Raw genomic sequence first — 20,026 nt, 5'->3', positions numbered from 1 at the left:
CCGAGCGCACTAAGCGCCCATCGGTAAGTTAAATCTATGGTTACTTCGGCTGCCGACGCGCCAAGGCCACACCGGCGCCAACCAACGCGCCCATCGCGCCCCACAAAATCAGCCAGAAGACCCGGCGTGGGCTGTCGCGTTTTACCGGCTCTTCCGGCGTGCGCAAATAGCGATAGGTCTGGAACTTCTCATCCAACGTCGGGCCAATGTTCAGCGTCGCCAGCATTGCGCGGTTCTGATCGTAATCCAGATCGTAGGTCGGGCCGGAGGCCTGCAGGCCTTCCAGACGCGCCTGCAGCATTGGCCGGCCCAGCAAGAACAGATCCGAATCCGGCAACTGTTCGGCCGGAGTGTCGGTTTGCGTACGGCTGATCCCCTGGCTCTCGGCAATTTTCAACGCCTGTTGCGTGGTGTTCAGCTCGCGCTTGTAAACCGACTCCGCGACCGCTTCCTGACGCTTGACCTGTGCCTTCATCGAGGTGGTGCGAGCGGCCCACGCGCCCTGGATCTCTTCGTTCAGGTGCAGGGCTGCGCGGTGGCTGGCGAAGGCCACGTATTGTCGCAGCAGGCGGTTGGCGTCCGCGGCGGTTTCCGCCGTCAGCTTCACGCCGTCGTTCGGGACTTTTTTGTCGTCGCGCGGCGTAAACAGGATGTTATTGATCAGCTCGTCGAGCAATGCCGCATCGGCACGGGCATCCCCTTCCTGACGCTGTTTGTAGTAATCGCTCTGCAGCCAGAAATCGCGACGCGTGTCGTAAGCCGCCAGCTGCATGATGAATTCATTGTACGCTTCATCCGCGATGCTCGGCTGATCGCCGGCCGCCGCCGGCAGCGTGCGCACATCCAGATTGCGCAGGAACTGCTGCTGGGAGTAATAACCGCCCAGCGCATTCACCGTCGGCCTGTCGGTGATCGCGGTGGCGCTCCACTCTTGCTTAACCAGGTAAGAAACGATCAGCGCGACCGCCGCGAACAGCACCGCAATGCCGATAATCCACGGTTTGCCGCGCCACAGGGTGCAGCACAGGCCGCGGATATCGAGTTCGTTATCCACCGCCGGGGTATGCTTGTCAGACGTTGTTTCTGGATTCATCACAGCCAAAAAGCCTCTGGTCTCTGGTTAAGGTACTTGCTTGTTATCGCCCGAACGCCGCAGCCGGCGCTTGATACGCTTAATGTACCGCGCAACCCGCCAGGCGCGCTTGATGCAGTAACCGTACAGGAAGAAGGCAAGCAAGAATAATGCCAACATAACCCACTCAGGGATAAAAGTCAGGCGTTCGCCGATCACGCCCACCGCAGCCAGCAACGCGGCCGCCAGGGTGATCAGCACGAAAGCCTGCCGCGGCGTAAAGCCGGCGCGCATGATCAGGTGGTGAATATGTTGACGATCGGGAGAGAAGGGGCTCATCCCCTTGCGTAAACGACGATACATGATTGCTATCATGTCCATCAGCGGAATAGCGATGATCCACAGCGCGGTCACCGGGTTGATCGAGTGCGCCTTTCCCTGTGAACTTTGCAGCAGCAGCCAAATGGCGGTAAAGCCGATCAGGGTGCTGCCGGCATCCCCCATAAACACCTTATAACGGCGGCCGAGGATGCCGAGATTGAGCAAAATATAGGGAACGATAGTGGCGATCATCGCAAAGCACCAGAACGCCAGCTCATGATGGCCGCTCAGGTACAGCAGCAGGCCCAGCGCCCCGAAGGAGACGCACGACAAACCGCCCAGCAGACCATCGATGCCGTCGACCATATTGAAAGCGTTGATCGCCGCCCATACCGCGAACAGCGTCACCAGATAGCCGAACGGTCCCAGCAGCATCTCCCAGTCACCCAGCACATGGCCGAAGCTGCGCAGATACAGACCGGCGAACACCATCATGGCGATGCCGACCAGCGCCTGCACCAGGGCGCGAATTTTAACGCTGATATCGAAACGATCGTCGAGCGCCCCCACAAACACCAGAATACCGGCGCAGGTGAGATAAAGCTTGGCGTGTGCGATGGGTTGTTCAGAGATCCAAAACGCGAAGCACAACCCGGCATAAACGGAAATACCGCCGACCAGAGGAATCAGCCCCTGATGGCGTTTGCGATAATTGGGTTTATCTACCAGACCAATACGTTTTGCCGCCTTGCGGGCAACAAAGAGAAAAGCCAAAGAAAACAGGAAAACAAATAGAATTTCAGTACTCATAGTGAGTAAGTTCACAGTTAACAGATCTCTGTAGAAGATAAGGCAGCTTACCACGGGCTAAGGCTTGTGCCATCGGCCCCCGCTACCTTTCGGTCATTTCCTATGACAACGGTGATTCATGCCTATTTTCTTCGCATCGACTGACAAAATGACAGCAGCAAAGCCGACCGGCGCGAAACCGACCGACAAACAAGATGAATTCTCAATAAGTCGAGGAAACAACTTACTTTTCCATTACTGCTACTTATCGTATCCGCCAAAAGCGAAAAACGCCACGACTAGGCGTGGCGTTCAGCGAATTTTTTAACGAATTATGAGCGTTTCATCATATCGAAGAATTCATCGTTGGTTTTAGTCATCGCCAACTTATTAATGAGGAACTCCATCGCGTCGATTTCACCCATCGGATGAATGATTTTGCGCAGGATCCACATTTTTTGCAGCTCTTCAGAGGTGGTGAGCAGCTCTTCTTTACGGGTACCGGAGCGGTTGTAATCGATAGCCGGGAATACGCGTTTCTCGGCGATTTTACGCGCCAAGTGCAATTCCATGTTGCCGGTACCTTTAAATTCTTCGTAGATCACTTCGTCCATCTTCGAACCAGTATCAACCAGCGCGGTCGCGATAATGGTCAGGCTGCCGCCCTCTTCCACGTTACGCGCCGCACCGAAGAAGCGCTTCGGACGATGCAGGGCGTTGGCGTCCACACCACCGGTCAGCACCTTGCCCGAGGCCGGCACCACGGTGTTGTAGGCGCGCGCCAGACGGGTGATGGAGTCGAGCAGAATGATCACGTCTTTCTTGTGCTCAACCAGGCGCTTGGCCTTCTCGATCACCATTTCGGCCACTTGTACGTGACGCGAAGCCGGCTCGTCGAAGGTCGATGCGATCACTTCGCCTTTCACCAGGCGCTGCATCTCGGTCACTTCTTCCGGACGTTCGTCGATCAGCAGCACCATCAGCACACAGTCTGGGTGATTGTAGGCGATGCTCTGCGCGATGTTCTGCAGCAGCATGGTTTTACCGGCTTTCGGCGGTGCCACGATCAGGCCACGCTGGCCGCGGCCAATTGGCGCCGCCAGATCCAGTACGCGCGCCGTCAAGTCTTCGGTCGAGCCGTTGCCGCGTTCCATCCGCAGACGGGAATTGGCGTGCAGCGGCGTCAAGTTCTCGAACAGGATCTTGCTGCGGGCGTTTTCCGGCTTGTCGTAGTTGACTTCGTTGACTTTCAGCAGGGCAAAATAGCGCTCGCCTTCTTTTGGCGGACGAATCTTACCGGAAATGGTGTCACCTGTGCGGAGGTTGAAGCGGCGGATTTGGCTAGGGGATACGTAGATGTCGTCGGGACCGGCGAGGTAGGAACTGTCTCCAGAGCGGAGGAAACCGAATCCATCCTGCAATATCTCGAGCACGCCGTCGCCGAAGATATCTTCTCCGCTTTTCGCATGTTGCTTCAGAATGGAGAAGATGATGTCCTGCTTGCGCATGCGGGCAAGGTTTTCCAGCCCCATATTTTCGCCGAGAGTAATCAGCTCAGAAACCGGCGTATTCTTTAATTCGGTAAGATTCATAGTGGTGGGTTCTTAAACTCGGGGTATGTCTCGAACTTGTATCGTGAATGGTATGGCAGCGAGATGCGTGCCTGTTTACTGGACGTTCGATCACCGGGCGCAGAGCCGTCGCGGTAAGAAATGGCTTACATCGGGCGCACGCATTGACGGTTGAAGATCGAAGGTACCTTAAAAATGATTTTTGCAAAACCGTTTGATTGCCAAAACACGGGTTGAGTTCAGTTTACTTTCAACGCCGGTGGTTCGACACAGAGTATAGCTTTAGATTCAAACTCTTTAGATTTAAAACTTCGGGCAAGTTCTATATGCAGTGTGGTTAAACTTAACACGCTTCTTGGCAGGCGTCTAGCGGTGAATTGAACATCACCGCCAGGCGCCTGATACTGGGCTTCCCGCCCGATTACAGATTCGCGTTCAGGAAATCTTTGAGCTGACCTTTGGACAACGCGCCAACCTTGGTCGCGGCCACTTCACCGTTCTTGAACAGCAACAGCGTAGGGATGCCACGGATACCGTACTTAGGCGCGGTAGCCGGGTTCTGATCGATATTCAGCTTGGTGATGGTCAGTTTGCCTTCGAACTCTTCGGCAATCTCATCCAGAATCGGAGCAATCATCTTGCACGGCCCACACCATTCAGCCCAGAAATCGACCAGGATCGGCCCTTCCGCTTTCAGCACGTCAGCTTCGAAGCTGCTGTCAGTCAGGTGAATAATTTTATCGCTCATGTTCTACTCCACAGGATTATGTCTACCTTGTTGGTGTAGCATTAACCAACTCAAGGTGATTTTATTGCACCGCGTTTATTTCAACGGATGTGCTTTCGTAAAGCAATAGTTAGCTGATATTCTACCACACTATGAGCAAAACACACTTGACCGAACAGAAGTTTTCCGACTTCGCCCTGCACCCGTTAGTCCTTGAAGCCCTTGAGAAAAAAGGGTTTCACAATTGCACGCCCATCCAGGCGTTAGCATTGCCGCTCACGCTCTCCGGGCGTGACGTTGCAGGTCAGGCGCAAACCGGTACCGGAAAGACGCTGGCGTTTTTGGCGTCTACTTTTCACTATTTGCTGACCCACCCGGCGAAACAGGATCGCCAGACCAATCAGCCGCGCGCCTTGATCATGGCGCCTACGCGTGAACTGGCGGTGCAAATCCACTCCGATGCGGAAGCCCTCTCCCAGAGCACCGGCCTGAAGCTGGGCCTGGCCTACGGCGGCGACGGCTACGACAAACAGCTGAAAGTGCTGGAAAGCGGCGTGGACATTCTGATTGGCACCACCGGCCGTTTAATCGATTACACCAAGCAGAACTATGTCGATCTCGGCGCGATGCAGGTCGTCGTGCTGGATGAGGCCGATCGCATGTACGATCTCGGCTTTATCAAAGACATCCGCTGGCTGTTCCGCCGCATGCCTGCGGCCGATCAACGCCTGAACATGCTGTTCTCCGCCACGCTGTCCTATCGCGTACGCGAACTGGCCTTCGAGCAGATGAACAACGCCGAATATGTTGAAGTGGAACCGGAACAGAAAACCGGCCACCGCATTAAAGAAGAGCTGTTCTACCCGTCCAACGAAGAAAAAATGCGTCTGCTGCAGACGCTGATCGAAGAAGAGTGGCCGGATCGCGCCATCATCTTCGCCAACACCAAGCACCGCTGCGAAGACATCTGGGGCCACCTGGCCGCCGACGGTCACCGCGTCGGCCTGCTGACCGGCGACGTGGCGCAGAAAAAACGCCTGCGCATCCTCGACGACTTCACCAAGGGCAATCTGGATATCCTGGTCGCCACCGACGTCGCCGCGCGCGGTCTGCACATTCCCGCCGTCACGCACGTCTTCAACTACGATCTGCCTGACGACTGCGAAGACTACGTGCACCGCATCGGTCGTACCGGCCGAGCAGGCGCCAGCGGCCACTCCATCAGCCTGGCTTGTGAAGAGTACGCGCTCAACCTGCCGGCGATCGAGACCTATATCGATCACAGCATTCCGGTGAGCAAGTACAACAGCGATGCGCTGCTGACCGATCTGCCGGCACCGAAGCGCCTGTCGCGTCCGCGCGGCGGCAACGGCCCACGTCGCAACTCCGCGCCACGTCGCGGCGGCGCGCCGCGCAGCAACCGTAAACGCTCGAGCTGATCGCCATGCTCAGCTCCAGCACGCTTTATGCTGCCATCGATCTCGGCTCCAACAGCTTCCATATGTTGGTGGTGCGCGAGGTGGCCGGCAGCATTCAGACTCTGGCGCGGATAAAGCGCAAGGTGCGCCTGGCGGCCGGGCTGGATCAGCACAATCACCTGTCGCATGAGGCCATGCAACGCGGCTGGCAGTGCCTGCGGCTGTTCTCCGAACGCCTGCAGGACATCCCGCGCGAGCAGATCCGCGTCGTCGCCACCGCCACCTTGCGCCTGGCGTCCAACGCCGATGAGTTCCTGCAGGTCGCCGAGCAAATCCTCGGCTGCCCGGTGCAGGTCATCAGCGGCGAAGAAGAAGCGCGGCTGATTTATCATGGCGTCGCGCACACCACCGGCGGGCCGGATCGGCGGCTGGTCGTCGATATCGGCGGCGGCAGCACCGAACTGGTCACCGGCACCGGCGCACAGGCATCGCAGCTGTACAGCCTGTCGATGGGCTGCGTCACCTGGCTGGAGCGCTACTTCAGCGATCGCAACCTCGGGAAAGAAAACTTCGAGCGCGCCGAACAGGCCGCGCGCGAAATGGTGCGGCCGATCGCGCCGCAGCTGCGCCAGCACGGTTGGCAAATCTGCGTCGGCGCTTCCGGCACCGTACAAGCGCTGCAGGAAATCATGGTGGCGCAAGGCATGGATGAACGCATCACCCTGCCCAAGCTGCGCCAATTGAAACAGCGGGCCATTCAGTGCGGCAAGCTGGAAGAGCTGGAGATCGAAGGGTTGACGCTGGAACGCGCGCTGGTCTTCCCGAGCGGCCTGTCCATTCTGCTGGCCATCTTCCAGGAGCTGGGCATCGAAAGCATGATGCTGGCCGGCGGGGCGCTGCGTGAAGGCCTGGTTTACGGCATGCTGCATCTGCCGGTGGAGCAGGATATTCGCATCCGCACCATCCGCAACCTGCAGCGTCGCTACCTGATCGACACCGAGCAGGCCGAGCGCGTCAGCCAGCTCGCCGCCAACTTCTCGCAGCAGGTCGCCAACGAGTGGCAGTTGGATGCGCGATGTCGCGAGCTGTTGCACAGCGCCAGCCTGATCCACGAACTCGGCCTCAGCGTCGATTTCAAGCAGGCGCCGCAACACGCCGCCTACCTGATCCGCCACCTGGACTTACCCGGCTTTACCCCCGCGCAGAAAAAACTGCTGGCCACCCTGCTGCAAAACCAGAGCAACACCCTCGACCTGTCGCTGTTGAACCAGCAAAACGCCCTGCCGCCGCGCACCGCGCAGCGTCTGTGCCGCATTTTGCGCCTGGCGATCATCTTCGCCAGCCGCCGCCGCGACGACACGCTGCCGGCGGTGCGTTTACGCGCCAATCAGGACGATGAACTGACGGTGATCTTGCCGCCGGGTTGGCTGGAGCAGCATCCACTACGCGCCGAGGCGCTGGAGCAGGAAAGCCACTGGCAGAGCTACGTCCACTGGACGCTGCGATTGGAAGAACAACGTTGAAATAGCAAGGGCGCGATGAGCGCCCTTTCTTTTTAATTCCCGCCTTTGGCCTTGGCCAGCTGGGCGCGGATATTGGCCAGATGGCTCTGCCCCTTCTGCATCCGCTCCTGCGGGCTCACCACTTTGCGCTCGGTTTCCCACGCCAAATCGTCCTGCGGCAGCTCCAGCAGGAATCGGCTCGGCTCCGGCCGCACCAACTCACCGTACTGACGGCGTTCGCGGCACAGGGTGAAGATCAGCTCTTTTTGCGCGCGAGTGATCCCTACATAGGCCAGACGCCGCTCTTCATCGACATTGTCTTCGTCGATGCTGCTCTGGTGCGGCAGCAGCCCCTCTTCCATACCCACCAGGAACACGTAGGGGAACTCCAACCCTTTGGAAGCGTGCAGCGTCATCAGCTGCACCTGATCCAGCTCCTCTTCGCTTTCACCGCGCTCCATCATGTCGCGCAGGGTGAAGCGCGTCACGACCTGGGTCAGCGTCATCGGCTCGTCCAAATCGTTGCCTTCCAGCATCTCCGTCATCCAACCGAACAGCGTATTGACGTTCTTCATCCGCATTTCGGCGGCCTTCGGGCTGGTCGAGGTTTCAAACAGCCAGCTTTCATAATCCACGCCGCGGATCAGATCGCGCACCGCCGCCACCGGCTCACGCTCCGCCTGTTGGGCGATGCCGCCCAACCAGTGGGTGAAGCGCTGGAGCGATTCCAGTCCGCGCCCGGTCAAGTGCTGGCTCAGCCCCAGATCGAAACTGGCGTGGAACAAACTCTTGTTGCGCTGGTTGGCCCATTCGCCGAGCTTCTGCAGCGTCGCCGGACCGATCTCGCGCTTGGGGGTATTGACGATGCGCAGGAAGGCGCTGTCGTCGTCCGGGTTGGTCAGCACGCGCAGGTAGGCCAGCAGATCCTTGATCTCGGGGCGAGAGAAGAACGACGTGCCGCCGGAAATCTTGTACGGGATGCGGTTCTGCATCAGCATCTTTTCAAACACCCGCGACTGGTGGTTGCCACGGTAGAGAATCGCATAGTCGCCGTAGTTGGTTTTTTTCACGAAGTGGTGGGCGATCAGTTCCCCCACCACGCGCTCGGCTTCGTGATCCTCGTTGTTGGCGGTCACCACCTTCAGCTCTTCGCCATACCCCAGCTCGGAAAACAGCCTTTTTTCAAACACGTGCGGGTTATTGGCGATCAGGATATTGGCCGCCTTCAAAATGCGCTCGCTGGAACGGTAGTTTTGCTCCAGCTTGATCACCTGCAGCGCCGGGAAATCTTCCTTCAGCAGCACCAGGTTCTGCGGCCGCGCGCCGCGCCAGGAGTAAATCGACTGGTCGTCGTCGCCCACCACGGTAAAGCGCGCGCGATGGCCCACCAGCAGCTTCACCAGCTCGTATTGGCTGGTGTTGGTATCCTGATACTCATCCACCAGCAGATAGCGGATGCGCTGCTGCCAGCGTTCACGCACCTCTTCGTTGCGTTGCAGCAGCAGCGTCGGCAACAGGATCAAATCGTCGAAGTCCAGTACGTTACACGCCCGCATATGGGCGTGGTAAAGACCGTAGCAATGGGCGAACAGCTTGTCGCGCTCCGAGCGCGCCAACTCTGCCGCCCGCTGGGGATCGATCAGGTCGTTTTTCCAGTTGGAGATGGTCGAAATCAGCTGCGCCACCAGCGTCTTATCGCTTTCCAGCCACTTTTCGGTCAGCTCTTTCAGCAATGCCAGCTGATCCTGGTCGTCGAACAGCGAGAAGTTGGACTTCATGCCCAGCGCCACATATTCCCGCTTGATGATCTCCAACCCCAGGGTGTGGAAGGTGGAAATCATCAGCCCGCGCGCCTCTTTGCGTCCCAGGGTTTGCGACACGCGCTCTTTCATCTCGCGCGCGGCTTTGTTGGTAAAAGTCACGGCGGCGATGTGCCGCGCCTGATAGCCGCAGTGGTGGATCAGGTGGGCTATCTTGTTGGTGATAACGCGCGTCTTGCCGGAACCGGCACCGGCCAACACCAGGCAGGGCCCGGTAACGAATTCGACGGCTTGTTGTTGGCTGGGGTTTAATCGCATGGCGCTGACTTGCTCGACTGTAAAACGTGGAAGGGAATTGTAGCAGAAAGCGCCGATGAGATTTAGCGGGTATAATCAGCGCAATTTTCGCATCGACAAAGGCAATACCATGGCAAAAACGGCGTGCGCCCTGCACATTCTGGTAGACAATGAAAAGCTGGCCAACGAGCTGCTGGCCAAGCTGAAGCGCGGCGTCAGCTTCGACACGCTGGCGCGCAAATACTCGAGCTGCCCGTCAAAACGCAACGGCGGCTCGCTGGGCGAATTCAACAAAGGCGCAATGGTGCCTGCGTTCGATAAAGCGGTGTTCAGCATCCCGCTGCTCAAACCTTACGGCCCGGTCAAAACCCAGTTCGGTTACCATATCATCAAGGTGCTGTACCGCAACTGAGGGGGCCTGAGCCCCCTGCCACGAATTACTGCGCGCCAGCGGCGTCCGTCGCCGGCGAAGCGACTGCGGTGTCCGCCGGTTTGGCTTCTTCCGTCACCACCGCCGGCGGCGGCATCATGATGCCGTTATAGGTATCCTGCAGCTGCTTCATGCTCATTTCCGGCTCGCCCTTCGGCTGCATCAGCACCAACGTCGCGTCCTGAGACAACTGCAGCTTCAGCGCCTGATTCAGCGTCTCCAGCGTCAGGCTGGACAGGAACTCCTGGCGCAACTTCTGGTACAGCTCCGGCGCGATATCCACCACCCCGCTCTGCTGCGACCGCAGACGCTGGCTCATCAGCACGTCGGTGTCGGTACGGGCGTAGGTCGCGAACAGCTTGCTCAGCTGATCGTTTTTCTGCGCCAGCAGCGCATCGAATTCCTCTTTCGACAGGCCGTTGTCCCGCACGTTGGCCAGTTCGCGGGCAATGAAGCCCAGGCTGCCGTTCAGGTTGTTGTTCGGCGTATCCAGGTGGATGGCGCACTGCCCGCGCTGGTACTGCACGCGGCAGTCAAAGCCCAAATGCAGGTTTTTCTGGTCGCTTTTTTCCAGCGTCTGCTGGAGGTGCCAGAACAACGCCTCGCGGGCGAGATCGCCACGCCAGTAGCGCAGCAGGCTTTGCGAATCGCGAATCGGGTGCCACGGCGAATCCCACATGATCGACAGCGTATCCTGCTTCACCTGCTCGCTGATCAGGCTCACCGGCTGCTGCGGCAGCGGCGTCAGGGTCGGCATCGGAGCCGGGGTTTCACGTTTGCCCTGCAGCGGCGAGAAAGCCTTGTTGATCTGCTCGCCCAGGCTGCGGCTGTCAACCTTGCCGACCACGAACAGCGTCATGGCGTCCGGTGTGTACCACTGCTGATAGAATTTCTTCAACTGCTCAAGGTTGACCGGCCGTTTCGCCGGCTGCGCCGGATCGTGCGCCAGCAGCGTCGAGCCTTTCAGGCGGTAACGCCACCAGGCGTCTTTGGTATTGGGTGGGAAAGTGCCGACCGGATTGATGCTGGAATTCATCACCGCGTGCACCGTGTGCTCGTCGATCGCCAGTTTGCCGGTCGTGTCCGCCAGCCAGGCCAGCGCTTCTTTCAGCAGATCGGGCCGGTTGTTCGGCAAGCTGAGGTTATACATGGTGAAATCGTACGAGATGATAGCCGGCGGCAGCGGCCGCTCGTTATCTACGCTCTGCTGCCACAGCGCCCGCAGCTGCGGCGCCGTGAAGCTTTCGCTGCGCGTCAACGCCAGCCGCGGCAGCAGGTGGGCAAAGCCGGTCTGCTGCGAAGACTCCACCAAAGAGCCGGTATTGACGATCAGCCGCAGTTCCACGCGGTCGCTCGGCCGCTGCGGCGTATCGAGAATCTGCCATGAAAACCCGTTGGCCAGCGCCCCCTGCTGCCAGGCAGGATCGGGTTGTAGTGCTTCAGCCTGCACGCTGCCACTGGCTGCCGCCAGTAGCAGCCCACCAACTATAAGATGAATTCTGGTGCCCTGCATGTGAACCCCTACTTAATGACTATCCAATTTCTTATGCAAATGCGTGTATTCCATTCAATGGAATCATAAAAATACGCCCTGAGTTTCACGGTGGGGCGGAAAGCAGAAAGTGTACCATCGTGTTAGACCGCGCGCCTTTGCGGATGTCACTCATTAGAGTGAAAAATAATAGATTGCGGGGTTTTTAATGCAAAAAATCGTTACGAGGCAGGGGAAGAAGCTCACCGGCCGCGGATGCGACCGGTGATTTACCGCCGAAATCAGGCGGAAGGCAGCGTTTTGTCCGCGCCGGTATTTTTGTTGTTCAGGGTGTCTTTCAGCTGCTTCTCATCCAGCTGATTACACCATTTGGCCACGACCACGGTCGCCACGCCATTGCCCACCAGGTTGGTCAGCGCGCGAGCTTCCGACATAAAGCGGTCGATGCCGAGGATCAGCGCCAGGCCGGCCAGCGGCAGGTGGCCCACGGCGGAGATGGTGGCGGCCAACACGATAAAGCCGCTGCCGGTCACGCCCGCCGCCCCTTTGGAGGAGAGCAGCAACACCACCAGCAGGGTAATCTGATGCATGATATCCATGTGGGTGTTGGTCGCCTGAGCGATAAACACCGCGGCCATGGTCAGGTAGATAGAGGTGCCGTCCAGGTTGAAGGAGTATCCGGTCGGGATCACCAGACCCACCACCGATTTCTTGCAGCCCAACTTCTCCATTTTATCCAGCATGCGCGGCAGCGCGGATTCAGACGACGAGGTCCCCAGCACGATCAGCAGCTCTTCTTTGATGTAGTTGACAAATTTGAAGATGCTGAAGCCGTTGGCGCGGGCGATGCTGCCCAACACCACCACCACGAACAGGATGCAGGTGATATAGAAGCACACGATCAGCTGGCCGAGTTGCACCAGCGTACCGACGCCGTATTTACCGATGGTAAACGCCATGGCGCCGAAGGCCCCCAGCGGCGCCAGGCGCATGATCATGTTGATGATGCCGAAAATCACCCGCGAGAAGCTGTCGATCACGTTGTAGATCAGCTGCCCTTTGTCGCCCAGACGATGCAGGGCGAAGCCGAACAGCACCGCGAACAGCAGCACCTGAAGAATGTTGCCGCTGGCGAACGCGCCGATCACGCTGCCGGGGATGATGTCCAGCAGGAACGGAATGATGCCCTGCTGCTGCGCCTGCTCGGCGTAGATCGCCACCGCTTTGGCGTCCAGCGTACCGGGATCGACGTTCATGCCGGCGCCCGGTTGCACCAGGTTGACGATCACCAGGCCGATAATCAGCGCGAGGGTGCTGACGATTTCAAAATACAGCAGCGCGATGGCGCCGGTGCGCCCCACCGCCTTCATGCTTTCCATGCCGGCGATGCCGGTCACCACGGTGCAGAAAATCACCGGGGCGATAATCATCTTGATCAGTTTGACGAAGCCATCGCCCAAGGGTTTCATCTGGGCGCCGAGGTCAGGGTAGAAGTGGCCAAGCAGGATACCCAGCGTGATCGCCGTCAGCACCTGAAAATAGAGGCTCTTAAAAATTGTTGTTTTCATATGAACATCCTATGGGGGGAAGACACGCACCAGGCGGCAGTCTAAAAATCCAGCCTGTTCATTGCTTGCGCGGAAAATAACACCCACTTAACAACATGGAAATAATTTGTTGCACCCACCCCTCAGGGTTGATGTGAATTTAAGAGCTGAAACGCGTCAGTCCGGGTGCAAAGCTGAAAATTGCGTAAGCCTTTGTTTGCACTAACGCAAAAGAGGTATGAGTGGAATAGCGATTTTCGGACGGGGAAAAGTACCGGAAAGGTAACGCGGCGCTCACGGCGCCGCGCGGCAAAACTCGGTTTCGAACGCTTCACGCGGCAGCGGCCGAGCGAACAGGAACCCTTGCCCGCTGCGAATGCCGTGCTGCAGCAGCCAGTCGCGCTGCTCGGCGTTTTCCACGCCTTCGGCCATCACCGGCAACGCCAGCACTTCAGAGATTGAACTGACGATGCGCACCATCGCATCGTCGGCCGGCAGCCCCTGAATGAAACTGCGGTCGATTTTAATCAAATCGATCGGCAGGGATTTCAACCGGTTCAGGTACTCCAGGCTGGAGTAGCCCATGCCGAAGTCGTCCAACGCGATCGACAGCCCCAGATCGTGCAGCTCGCGCAGCAGCGCCAGCGCGCGGTCGAGATCGTCGATGCGTACCGTCTCGGTGATCTCCAGCAGCAGCTTGCGCGGATCGATTCGATACTGCGCCAGCAGATTTTTCAGATGCGGAACAAACGCCTCGTCCTGCATCTGAATGCCGGAAACGTTGACCGCCAGCGGCAGCGCAATGCCGCGCTGCTGCCAGTCCGCCAGGATACGGCAGGACTCTTCCAGCACCCAGTTGCCGAGCGGCACAATCACGCCCAGCTCTTCCGCGAGCGGAATGACGTCGGCCGGCAGGGTATAGCTGCCGTCGTACTGCTGCCAGCGCAGCAACGCTTCTGCGCCAATCACCTCGTTGGACTGCATGTCGATCTGTGGCTGCAGGAACAGCGTGAAATGCCGCTGCTCAATGCCGTGCAGGATCTCGCTCTCCTGCGTCAATCGCTTCTGCGTGCGCTCCGTCAGGCTGGGTTCGAAGAACAGGATCTGATTTTTCCCTTCGCGATGCGCGGACATCATCGCCGAGGTGGCGCTACGCAGCAGCTGTTCCGCACTCTCCCCCTGATTGAGGTAGTGGGCGATGCCGATGCTGGCGTTGGGCCGCAGCGCCAGTCCTTCCAGCGTCAACGGCGCGTTGATCTCCGCCATGATGCGCCGCGCCAGCTGCATAGCGTGGAACGGCCGCTCGATGCCCTTGGCCAGGATGGCGAATTCGGTATTGCTCAGCTGTGCCAGCACGCCGTTTTCGTCGATGCAGCCGCGCAGCTTCTTCGCCAGCGCCAACAGCAATGCCTCGCGCATCGCCGGGCTCATCACGCCCGACGCTTCATGCAGCGTCTCGATGCCGATCACCAGCAGGTTAAAACGCTCGGGGCGCAGGCTGGAGGCGATATGCTGTTCCAGCAACGCGTTCAGCAAGGCCGGGTTCGGCAGTTCGGTCACCGGGTGGCGGGTGCTCAGGCGGCTCATGTCGGCATGCGCCTTGGCCAGCGTCTGTTGATTGCGGTTGTAATTGCGCACCAGCAGGCCGAGCTCATCATCCTGGTGCAGCGCCGGCAGCATCAGTTGATGATAGGGCGCTTCGTCCTGCGAGATGTTCTCCAGCTCTTTGGCCATCGCGCGCAGCGGATGCACCATCAGCCGGTTCATGCACCAGGTGATGGACACCGACAGGATCAGCGCCAGCAGCAGGTAGGTCGACAGCATGGTCGACAATATGCTGAGGATAAACTGATACATGCGGAACGAATCGGCCTGCAGCACCAGGTAGGCCAGCGGCTGCTGGTTGGCCGGCACCCGTTCCAGCGAATAGAGCGGCACGGATATTTGGATAGGCAGTTCAAACAGCCGGGCGATCAGCGTCGGCACCGGCCGCTCCGGCGGGAAATTGGCGTGCAGCGCCTGAAACTCGTTCGGCAAGACGATATCCGCCCGGCTGAGAATGCCGACCGGCAACAGCGTGTTCAGCACCCTTTTGGCTTCCGGCACGTCCATGCGCAGCACCGCCTCCGCCAGCGGCTGGCGCACGGAGTGGGCGATATTCTCCAGTTGCTGGGCGTAGTCATCCCTGCGCTGCTGCACAAAGTGGAATAACTGGATCACGATAAAGATGCAGATCGTAACCAGCGCCACGCCGGACACTGTCGCCATCTGCTTAATCGTTAACGAACGCCTGACCCGCAAACCTGCTCTCCGTGAAATCGGGCTGAAACAAAAAAGGGGGCTGACTCTCACCCGCCCCCTCGAACCGGGCTGAGTATACTCGATCATCGGCTGTTTTTATCTGGCTATGCCGCAGGCAAAACCAAGAAAATCGCGGGTTTCAGTCTTTTCCTAAAGCGAACAAACGCGACCCGCACACAGGGTAACAAAACTCCCCGGCGTCCGACACTCCGAATCTTTCCCCCTTCCGGCTACTTGAAGTCGGCGTAAGGCGTCAGCGGCTGCGGCGGCAAATCGAGATCCCCTTGCCAGCCGGCCAGGGAATAACGCAGATAAATCAACGCGTGGCTCGGCGTATAGTCCTTCGCCTGTTGAATGTCGATGCCGGCGCCGAGCGTCCAGTGCGAACTGAGACGGCGTTCGACGATCGCCCGCAGGGTATAACCGACGCCGCTCGAGGCGCTGCCGTCCTCGACGGCGAACTTATCGGGCAACGAATCCGGGATCAGTCCCTGCAGCGGATAGCGGCGCTGGCTGTCGGTTTTGGAATGGGACAGCGAAACCGAACCGCCCAGCTCCCACGACCAGTTCTCGGTGCGCTGACGGTAGTTGACCGGCAGCGACAGCGACAGATATTGCTGCGGGCTGTAATAGCCGCCCTGCCCCAGCGAATAGCCGCTCAAATCCTTCTGGTAGTGCCACAGCATGGTATTGAGCCCAACGCTCAGGCGGCGATTGTCTTCGTTGATCAGCTTGTAGTAGTAACCGGCCATCAACCGCTGCCGCTGGTTGTCCGCCACGTTCTTGCCGGTGAGCTGGTGCGCGCTGAGATCGGCCCACACGCCGTTCGCCTCGCCGCGATCGTAGCTGGCGCTCAGACTGACGCCGGTGGCGCGCACGCCGCCCCAGGTAGTGCCGGTATTCGGATCCTTGGCGCCGCCAAACGCCAGCAGCGAGCTGGAGATCGGCCGCCGCGAGGCCGCCAGCGTCCAGCCGATGTGGTTCCAGTCGCCGCTGTAGGCCAGGCCGCCGGTCCAGTCGACCACCTCAAAGCCCATCGGCGTCGTGCCGATGTCGGCGGCCCAGCGATCGTTTTTCCAGCCGGCCGCCACGCTGGTGCCGGTGGTTTTCTGGTGTTCATCGCCGCGGCACCCTTGCGTGTTGCAGGTGCCGAAGGTTTCGTAGTACTTGCCGCTGCCGTCGGTCGAGAAGCGGCCGGCATCCAGCTGCACGGTGTCGGTACGCAAAAAGGCGCGCCCGTCATACAGCGGCATGTCCACCTGCAGCATGGTGTCGTGCGCGTTGAAGTCGGAAATGCCGCCGGTGCCGCTCGAGCGCCAGTAATCGTGATCGAGCGTGACGTTCACGTCTTGCTGTCGATACAGATCCGCGGCGTCGGAGCGGATGCCGCGTTTCAGCCAGTCGTCGCTCGGATTATTGCGCGTCAAATAGGTGTAGCCGTCATTATCCTGCGGCAGCGTCGGCGTGATGCCGCCGGCCACCATCGCCTGGCGGTAATCCTGCTGCGCCCGCTCAGGCTGTTGCTGAGCCCGTTCCAGCCGGGCGGCGTCACGATAAACAAGCGCCTTGGTCTGCCCGGCGGGCTCCGAAGCCGCCGCCGTTTTCAGCCGGCTGAAGAGCGCGTCGGCCTGCTGCGGATCGCCGACCGCGCCCCAGGCGTTGGCGACCCGCCGTTGGCTGTTGAGCGAAGCGTCTTGCGGCTGCGGTTCGGTTTTCAGCCGCTGACGCGCCGCGTCCAGATCCCCCTGCGCCACATAGGCTTCGATCTCGCCCAGCTGCGCATCCGGGTTGTTCGGTTCACGCCGTTTCACCCGCTGATAGTCGTCCAGCGCCGCCGCATACTCCCCGCGCGCCAGCGCCCAGTCGGCGAGCAGCAAATCGATGCGGGTGTCCGCCGGCTGCCGACGCAGATAGGCTTCCGCCGCCGCTTCGTCACCGGCGGCCCGCAGCCGTTCGGCATGCTCGATTACCGCCTGCATTTTCAGCCGCTGCGCCAGTTCGCGCATGTTGTCGTTCCATTGCGCCGCAGGCAGCGTATTGAGCTGCGCCAGCGCCTGCCTGTCGCGATCGCTGCCGGAAAGATAGAGCGCATAGGCGTAGGTCAGCTGCGGATTGGCGTGCTGGCGCTGCGTCAGCTGCCGGAATAAGGCGTCCGCCTGTTGCGGCTGCCCGGCCTGACGCAGCGCCTGGGCATAGCGATAGGTCAGCCAGACATCGTCGGGCGCCATCGGCTGGGCGCGCCGATAGATTTCCGCCGCCTGCTGCCACTGTTGCTGCTGCGCCAGCGTCTCCGCCTGCTGTTTCAACCTGTCGAGCCGCAGCCCATCGAGAGTGCTGCGCAGCTTGGCCTGCTGGCTGCGCGGCAGGCCGTCAAGGTAGGCCAGCGCTTTTTCCGGCGACTGGCGTTGATAGATATTCACCAGGCCGCGCAGCGCGCTGCCGTTGCCGGGATCGCGCCGCAGCGCCTGCTGATAAAACCCTTCCGCCGCGGCGTCATCCTTGCTCGCCACCGCCACATCGCCCAGGCCGATAAACGCGTCGCCGTTGCTGTCGTCGAGCTGGCGCGCCTGTTGATATTTCTGCCGAGCCAGCGCGAGATTGCCGGCCTTGAGCGCTTTGTCGCCCTCGTCGATCGCCAGCCAGTAGCCGGTGCTCTTGATCAGACTCTGCCATTTGCCGCTGCCGTAGCCGCTCTTGTCGGCGGCCAGCGCCTGGCGAAACAGCTTCAGCGCCTGCGGGCGGTTGCCGGCGCGCGAGTAGGCCTGGCCGAGCGCGCCCAGCACCTCGGCGTCGTTCGGCGCCGCCGCCAGCGCCTTTTGCAACTCTGGAATGGCTGCCCGGCTACCGCCTTTATCCACCTGCGCCAGACCGCGCACCCTCGCCTGATAAGCCGGATCGGCCAACAGTTTCTGCTGTCTGGCCAGCTCTTCACGGGCGCGGGTCGCCTGATCGCCGGTGTCGAACACGCCGAGGAAACGGTTGAGCGCCGCTACGCTCTGCGCGCTGACCGGCATCGCTTTGACCTTGTCCAGCCACAGATCGGCGGCGTCGCCGCGCCCGGCCGGATCGGCGGCGATCTTCTGCAGCAGTTCATAGGCCTGCGCGTCCTGATTCTGGCTGAACAGCATGCGCGCCAGCGACATGCGCAGCGCCGCGTTGCCGGAATATTGCTGATCCAGCGCCTGCAGCTGCTTTAACGCCTTCGCCTCCTGTCCCGGCAAGCGCGCCACCAGCCGCCAGTATTCCACCGCCAGATCGAGCGTCGGCGGCTCGCCGTGGAACAACGCATCGTACTGCGCCTTGGCCTCCGGCAACCGGCCGGCGGTCGCCATCAGGCGCGCCTGCTGCAGCTTTTGCCGGGTTTCCGGCTGGGTCAGCAGCATGTTCATTTGCGCCTGGCGATAAGCGCTGGACTGCGGCGCGAGCGTTTTCAGCTTGTCCAACTGCTGCTGCGCCAGCGCCATGTTGCCCTGCCGCAGCGCCAAACGCATGCGCGCGGCGATCACGTCCGGGTTGTTCGGATCCATCAGTTCGAGCCGGTACAGCGATTGGCGCACCAGATCGTCCTTGTTGCCGGCCTCGCCAATGCGCACCTGCTCCAGCAGCCACTGCTCCGGCGCCACGGCCTCCGCAGCGCGCGCCTGCGGCAGCATCGCCAGACTCAGCGGAATCAAATTCAGCCAGTTTATTTTGAAGTTGTGCATTGGCCGTCCCACGAGGGTTGCAATTCACCCTGACGATTAAAGCGATAACGTTGTTGATCCCACCCCTGGCCGAACAGCGTCAGCGAGGCGCTGAAATAGGCGTCGTCACCCGGCGGGTGTTCGCCGATCCGTTGCCGCTGGGCCGCCAGCGCGTCGGCCTGCGCCGCCAACATCGGCAACATCGCGGCGGAAAAGCCGACCGGGCCGTCGCCGGTGGTTTTGCCGCTGGCGGTATCGGTTTTCTCCGGCGGCACGCCCTGGCTGGCGGTGAGCTGCGCCATCGGCTGGAAGCGTTTGAGCAGCGCCGCCTTGTGTTCATCGTCGTCCGCCAGCATGCCGGCCCACAGATAGACCCGAATGGCGTCGTAGCTGCCGACGTTCGGCTTGACGGTGTCCGGTTGCCAGCCGGCGCCAACCCGCCATACCACCCAGTCCGGTGAGAAACCGTGCGGTGCGGTGTCCAGCCACAGCCGCTGATTGACCTGGCGCATCGCGCGCCACGGGCCGTTCAGCGCCGCAAAACGCGCCAACAGCTGCGGCGGCAGGTAACTGGGGTTCAGCCGCCAGCGATCTTCCGCCACGAACCCGACTTTGCCCGGCAGCAGCATCAGGCCCAGGCCGGGAACGTCGGCCACTTCCTCGCGGCCGATGCGCTGCAGCAGCAGCGTTCCCAGGGTTTGATAACGCCGGCTTTTCCACAGGCGGCCAGCTTCGAGCAGGTTATAAGCGATCCACAGATCGGCATCCGACGCCGAGTTGGCGTCCAGCACCTTCCACTGTTTGTCGTCGCCCTCGCCCCACAGCCAGGCGGGTAGACGGGCGCTGAGATCGCCCGCAGCCAGGTTGTTCTCCGTCCAGGTCAACAGCCGATCGAAGGTCACCCTATCGTTGGCCACCAGAGCGAAGAACAGGCCGTAACTCTGCCCCTCGGAGGTGGTGATTTTGTTCGGGCTGCTCGGATCGATCACCCGTCCCTGCGGGCTGATATAGAACTGCTTGTACTGTTGCCAGCCCGGCCACTCGCAGGCCGCCACCGCGCTGAAGGCGCACAGCAGCAGCATGCCGAGCGACAGGCGTTGCAGCATCGCGCTCACC

At 60.3% G+C, this 20,026-nt stretch carries 13 protein-coding genes; 3 read left to right on the top strand and 10 right to left on the bottom strand.

Features of this window, described 5'->3' with window-relative positions; all coding sequences use genetic code 11:
- Positions 1 to 40 precede the first annotated feature (40 nt).
- The 4 genes from wzzE to trxA form a co-directional block, all read right to left on the bottom strand.
- Positions 41 to 1,093: an ECA polysaccharide chain length modulation protein gene (gene wzzE / locus EDY99_RS22020; protein WP_103101692.1), complete on the bottom strand. Its 1,053-nt coding sequence runs from the start codon at positions 1,091 to 1,093 to the stop codon at positions 41 to 43.
- A 27-nt stretch (positions 1,094 to 1,120) separates the two neighbouring features.
- Complete coding sequence (gene wecA / locus EDY99_RS22015) at positions 1,121 to 2,218, bottom strand: UDP-N-acetylglucosamine--undecaprenyl-phosphate N-acetylglucosaminephosphotransferase (protein ID WP_025160399.1); 1,098 nt, start codon at positions 2,216 to 2,218, stop codon at positions 1,121 to 1,123.
- Positions 2,219 to 2,514: 296 nt separating this feature from the next.
- The gene (rho, locus tag EDY99_RS22010) at positions 2,515 to 3,774 is read right to left on the bottom strand and encodes a transcription termination factor Rho (RefSeq protein WP_004934188.1); all 1,260 of its coding nucleotides are present in this window, start codon (positions 3,772 to 3,774) and stop codon (positions 2,515 to 2,517) included.
- A 400-nt stretch (positions 3,775 to 4,174) separates the two neighbouring features.
- Positions 4,175 to 4,501 carry a thioredoxin TrxA gene (gene trxA / locus EDY99_RS22005; RefSeq protein ID WP_004934187.1) on the bottom strand — a complete coding sequence of 109 codons (327 nt, stop codon included), beginning with the start codon at positions 4,499 to 4,501 and terminating at the stop codon, positions 4,175 to 4,177.
- Positions 4,502 to 4,632: 131 nt separating this feature from the next.
- Here trxA and rhlB point away from each other — a divergent pair, with 131 nt between their 5' ends.
- Both rhlB and ppx read left to right on the top strand, forming a co-directional pair.
- The gene (rhlB, locus tag EDY99_RS22000) at positions 4,633 to 5,919 is read left to right on the top strand and encodes an ATP-dependent RNA helicase RhlB (RefSeq protein WP_033645045.1); all 1,287 of its coding nucleotides are present in this window, start codon (positions 4,633 to 4,635) and stop codon (positions 5,917 to 5,919) included.
- Positions 5,920 to 5,924: 5 nt separating this feature from the next.
- Positions 5,925 to 7,421, top strand: a complete 1,497-nt coding sequence (ppx, locus tag EDY99_RS21995; RefSeq protein ID WP_047573155.1) for an exopolyphosphatase — start codon at positions 5,925 to 5,927, stop codon at positions 7,419 to 7,421.
- Positions 7,422 to 7,453: 32 nt separating this feature from the next.
- On the opposite strand, the gene rep is transcribed toward ppx, so the two are convergent.
- The gene (rep, locus tag EDY99_RS21990) at positions 7,454 to 9,478 is read right to left on the bottom strand and encodes a DNA helicase Rep (RefSeq protein ID WP_033645047.1); all 2,025 of its coding nucleotides are present in this window, start codon (positions 9,476 to 9,478) and stop codon (positions 7,454 to 7,456) included.
- A gap of 109 nt (positions 9,479 to 9,587) precedes the next feature.
- Here rep and ppiC point away from each other — a divergent pair, with 109 nt between their 5' ends.
- Entirely contained in the window at positions 9,588 to 9,869 is a 282-nt protein-coding gene (ppiC, locus tag EDY99_RS21985) for a peptidylprolyl isomerase PpiC (protein ID WP_004934175.1), read from the top strand.
- Positions 9,870 to 9,894: 25 nt separating this feature from the next.
- Here the strand turns inward: ppiC and EDY99_RS21980 are convergent, their stop codons facing one another.
- From EDY99_RS21980 to bcsZ, 5 genes are all read right to left on the bottom strand, one after another.
- Positions 9,895 to 11,400 carry a pitrilysin family protein gene (locus EDY99_RS21980; protein ID WP_033645048.1) on the bottom strand — a complete coding sequence of 502 codons (1,506 nt, stop codon included), beginning with the start codon at positions 11,398 to 11,400 and terminating at the stop codon, positions 9,895 to 9,897.
- 260 nt (positions 11,401 to 11,660) lie between these two features.
- Positions 11,661 to 12,947, bottom strand: coding sequence for a dicarboxylate/amino acid:cation symporter (locus EDY99_RS21975; RefSeq protein ID WP_033645049.1), 1,287 nt, complete (start codon positions 12,945 to 12,947; stop codon positions 11,661 to 11,663).
- Positions 12,948 to 13,220: 273 nt separating this feature from the next.
- Positions 13,221 to 15,227, bottom strand: a complete 2,007-nt coding sequence (gene hmsP, locus EDY99_RS21970) for a biofilm formation regulator HmsP (protein ID WP_047573158.1) — start codon at positions 15,225 to 15,227, stop codon at positions 13,221 to 13,223.
- A gap of 230 nt (positions 15,228 to 15,457) precedes the next feature.
- Positions 15,458 to 18,931 carry a cellulose synthase complex outer membrane protein BcsC gene (gene bcsC / locus EDY99_RS21965; RefSeq protein WP_096242708.1) on the bottom strand — a complete coding sequence of 1,158 codons (3,474 nt, stop codon included), beginning with the start codon at positions 18,929 to 18,931 and terminating at the stop codon, positions 15,458 to 15,460.
- On the bottom strand, positions 18,913 to 20,025 hold the full coding sequence (gene bcsZ, locus EDY99_RS21960; protein ID WP_080301929.1) for a cellulose synthase complex periplasmic endoglucanase BcsZ: 1,113 nt from the start codon (positions 20,023 to 20,025) through the stop codon (positions 18,913 to 18,915). Before bcsZ ends, bcsC begins: the two co-directional genes overlap by 19 nt.
- Position 20,026: the final 1 nt, after the last annotated feature.

The organism is Serratia sp. LS-1, from assembly GCF_003719595.1.
GTDB lineage: Bacteria > Pseudomonadota > Gammaproteobacteria > Enterobacterales > Enterobacteriaceae > Serratia > Serratia ureilytica.
This window is presented reverse-complemented; position numbering and strand designations above follow the sequence as displayed.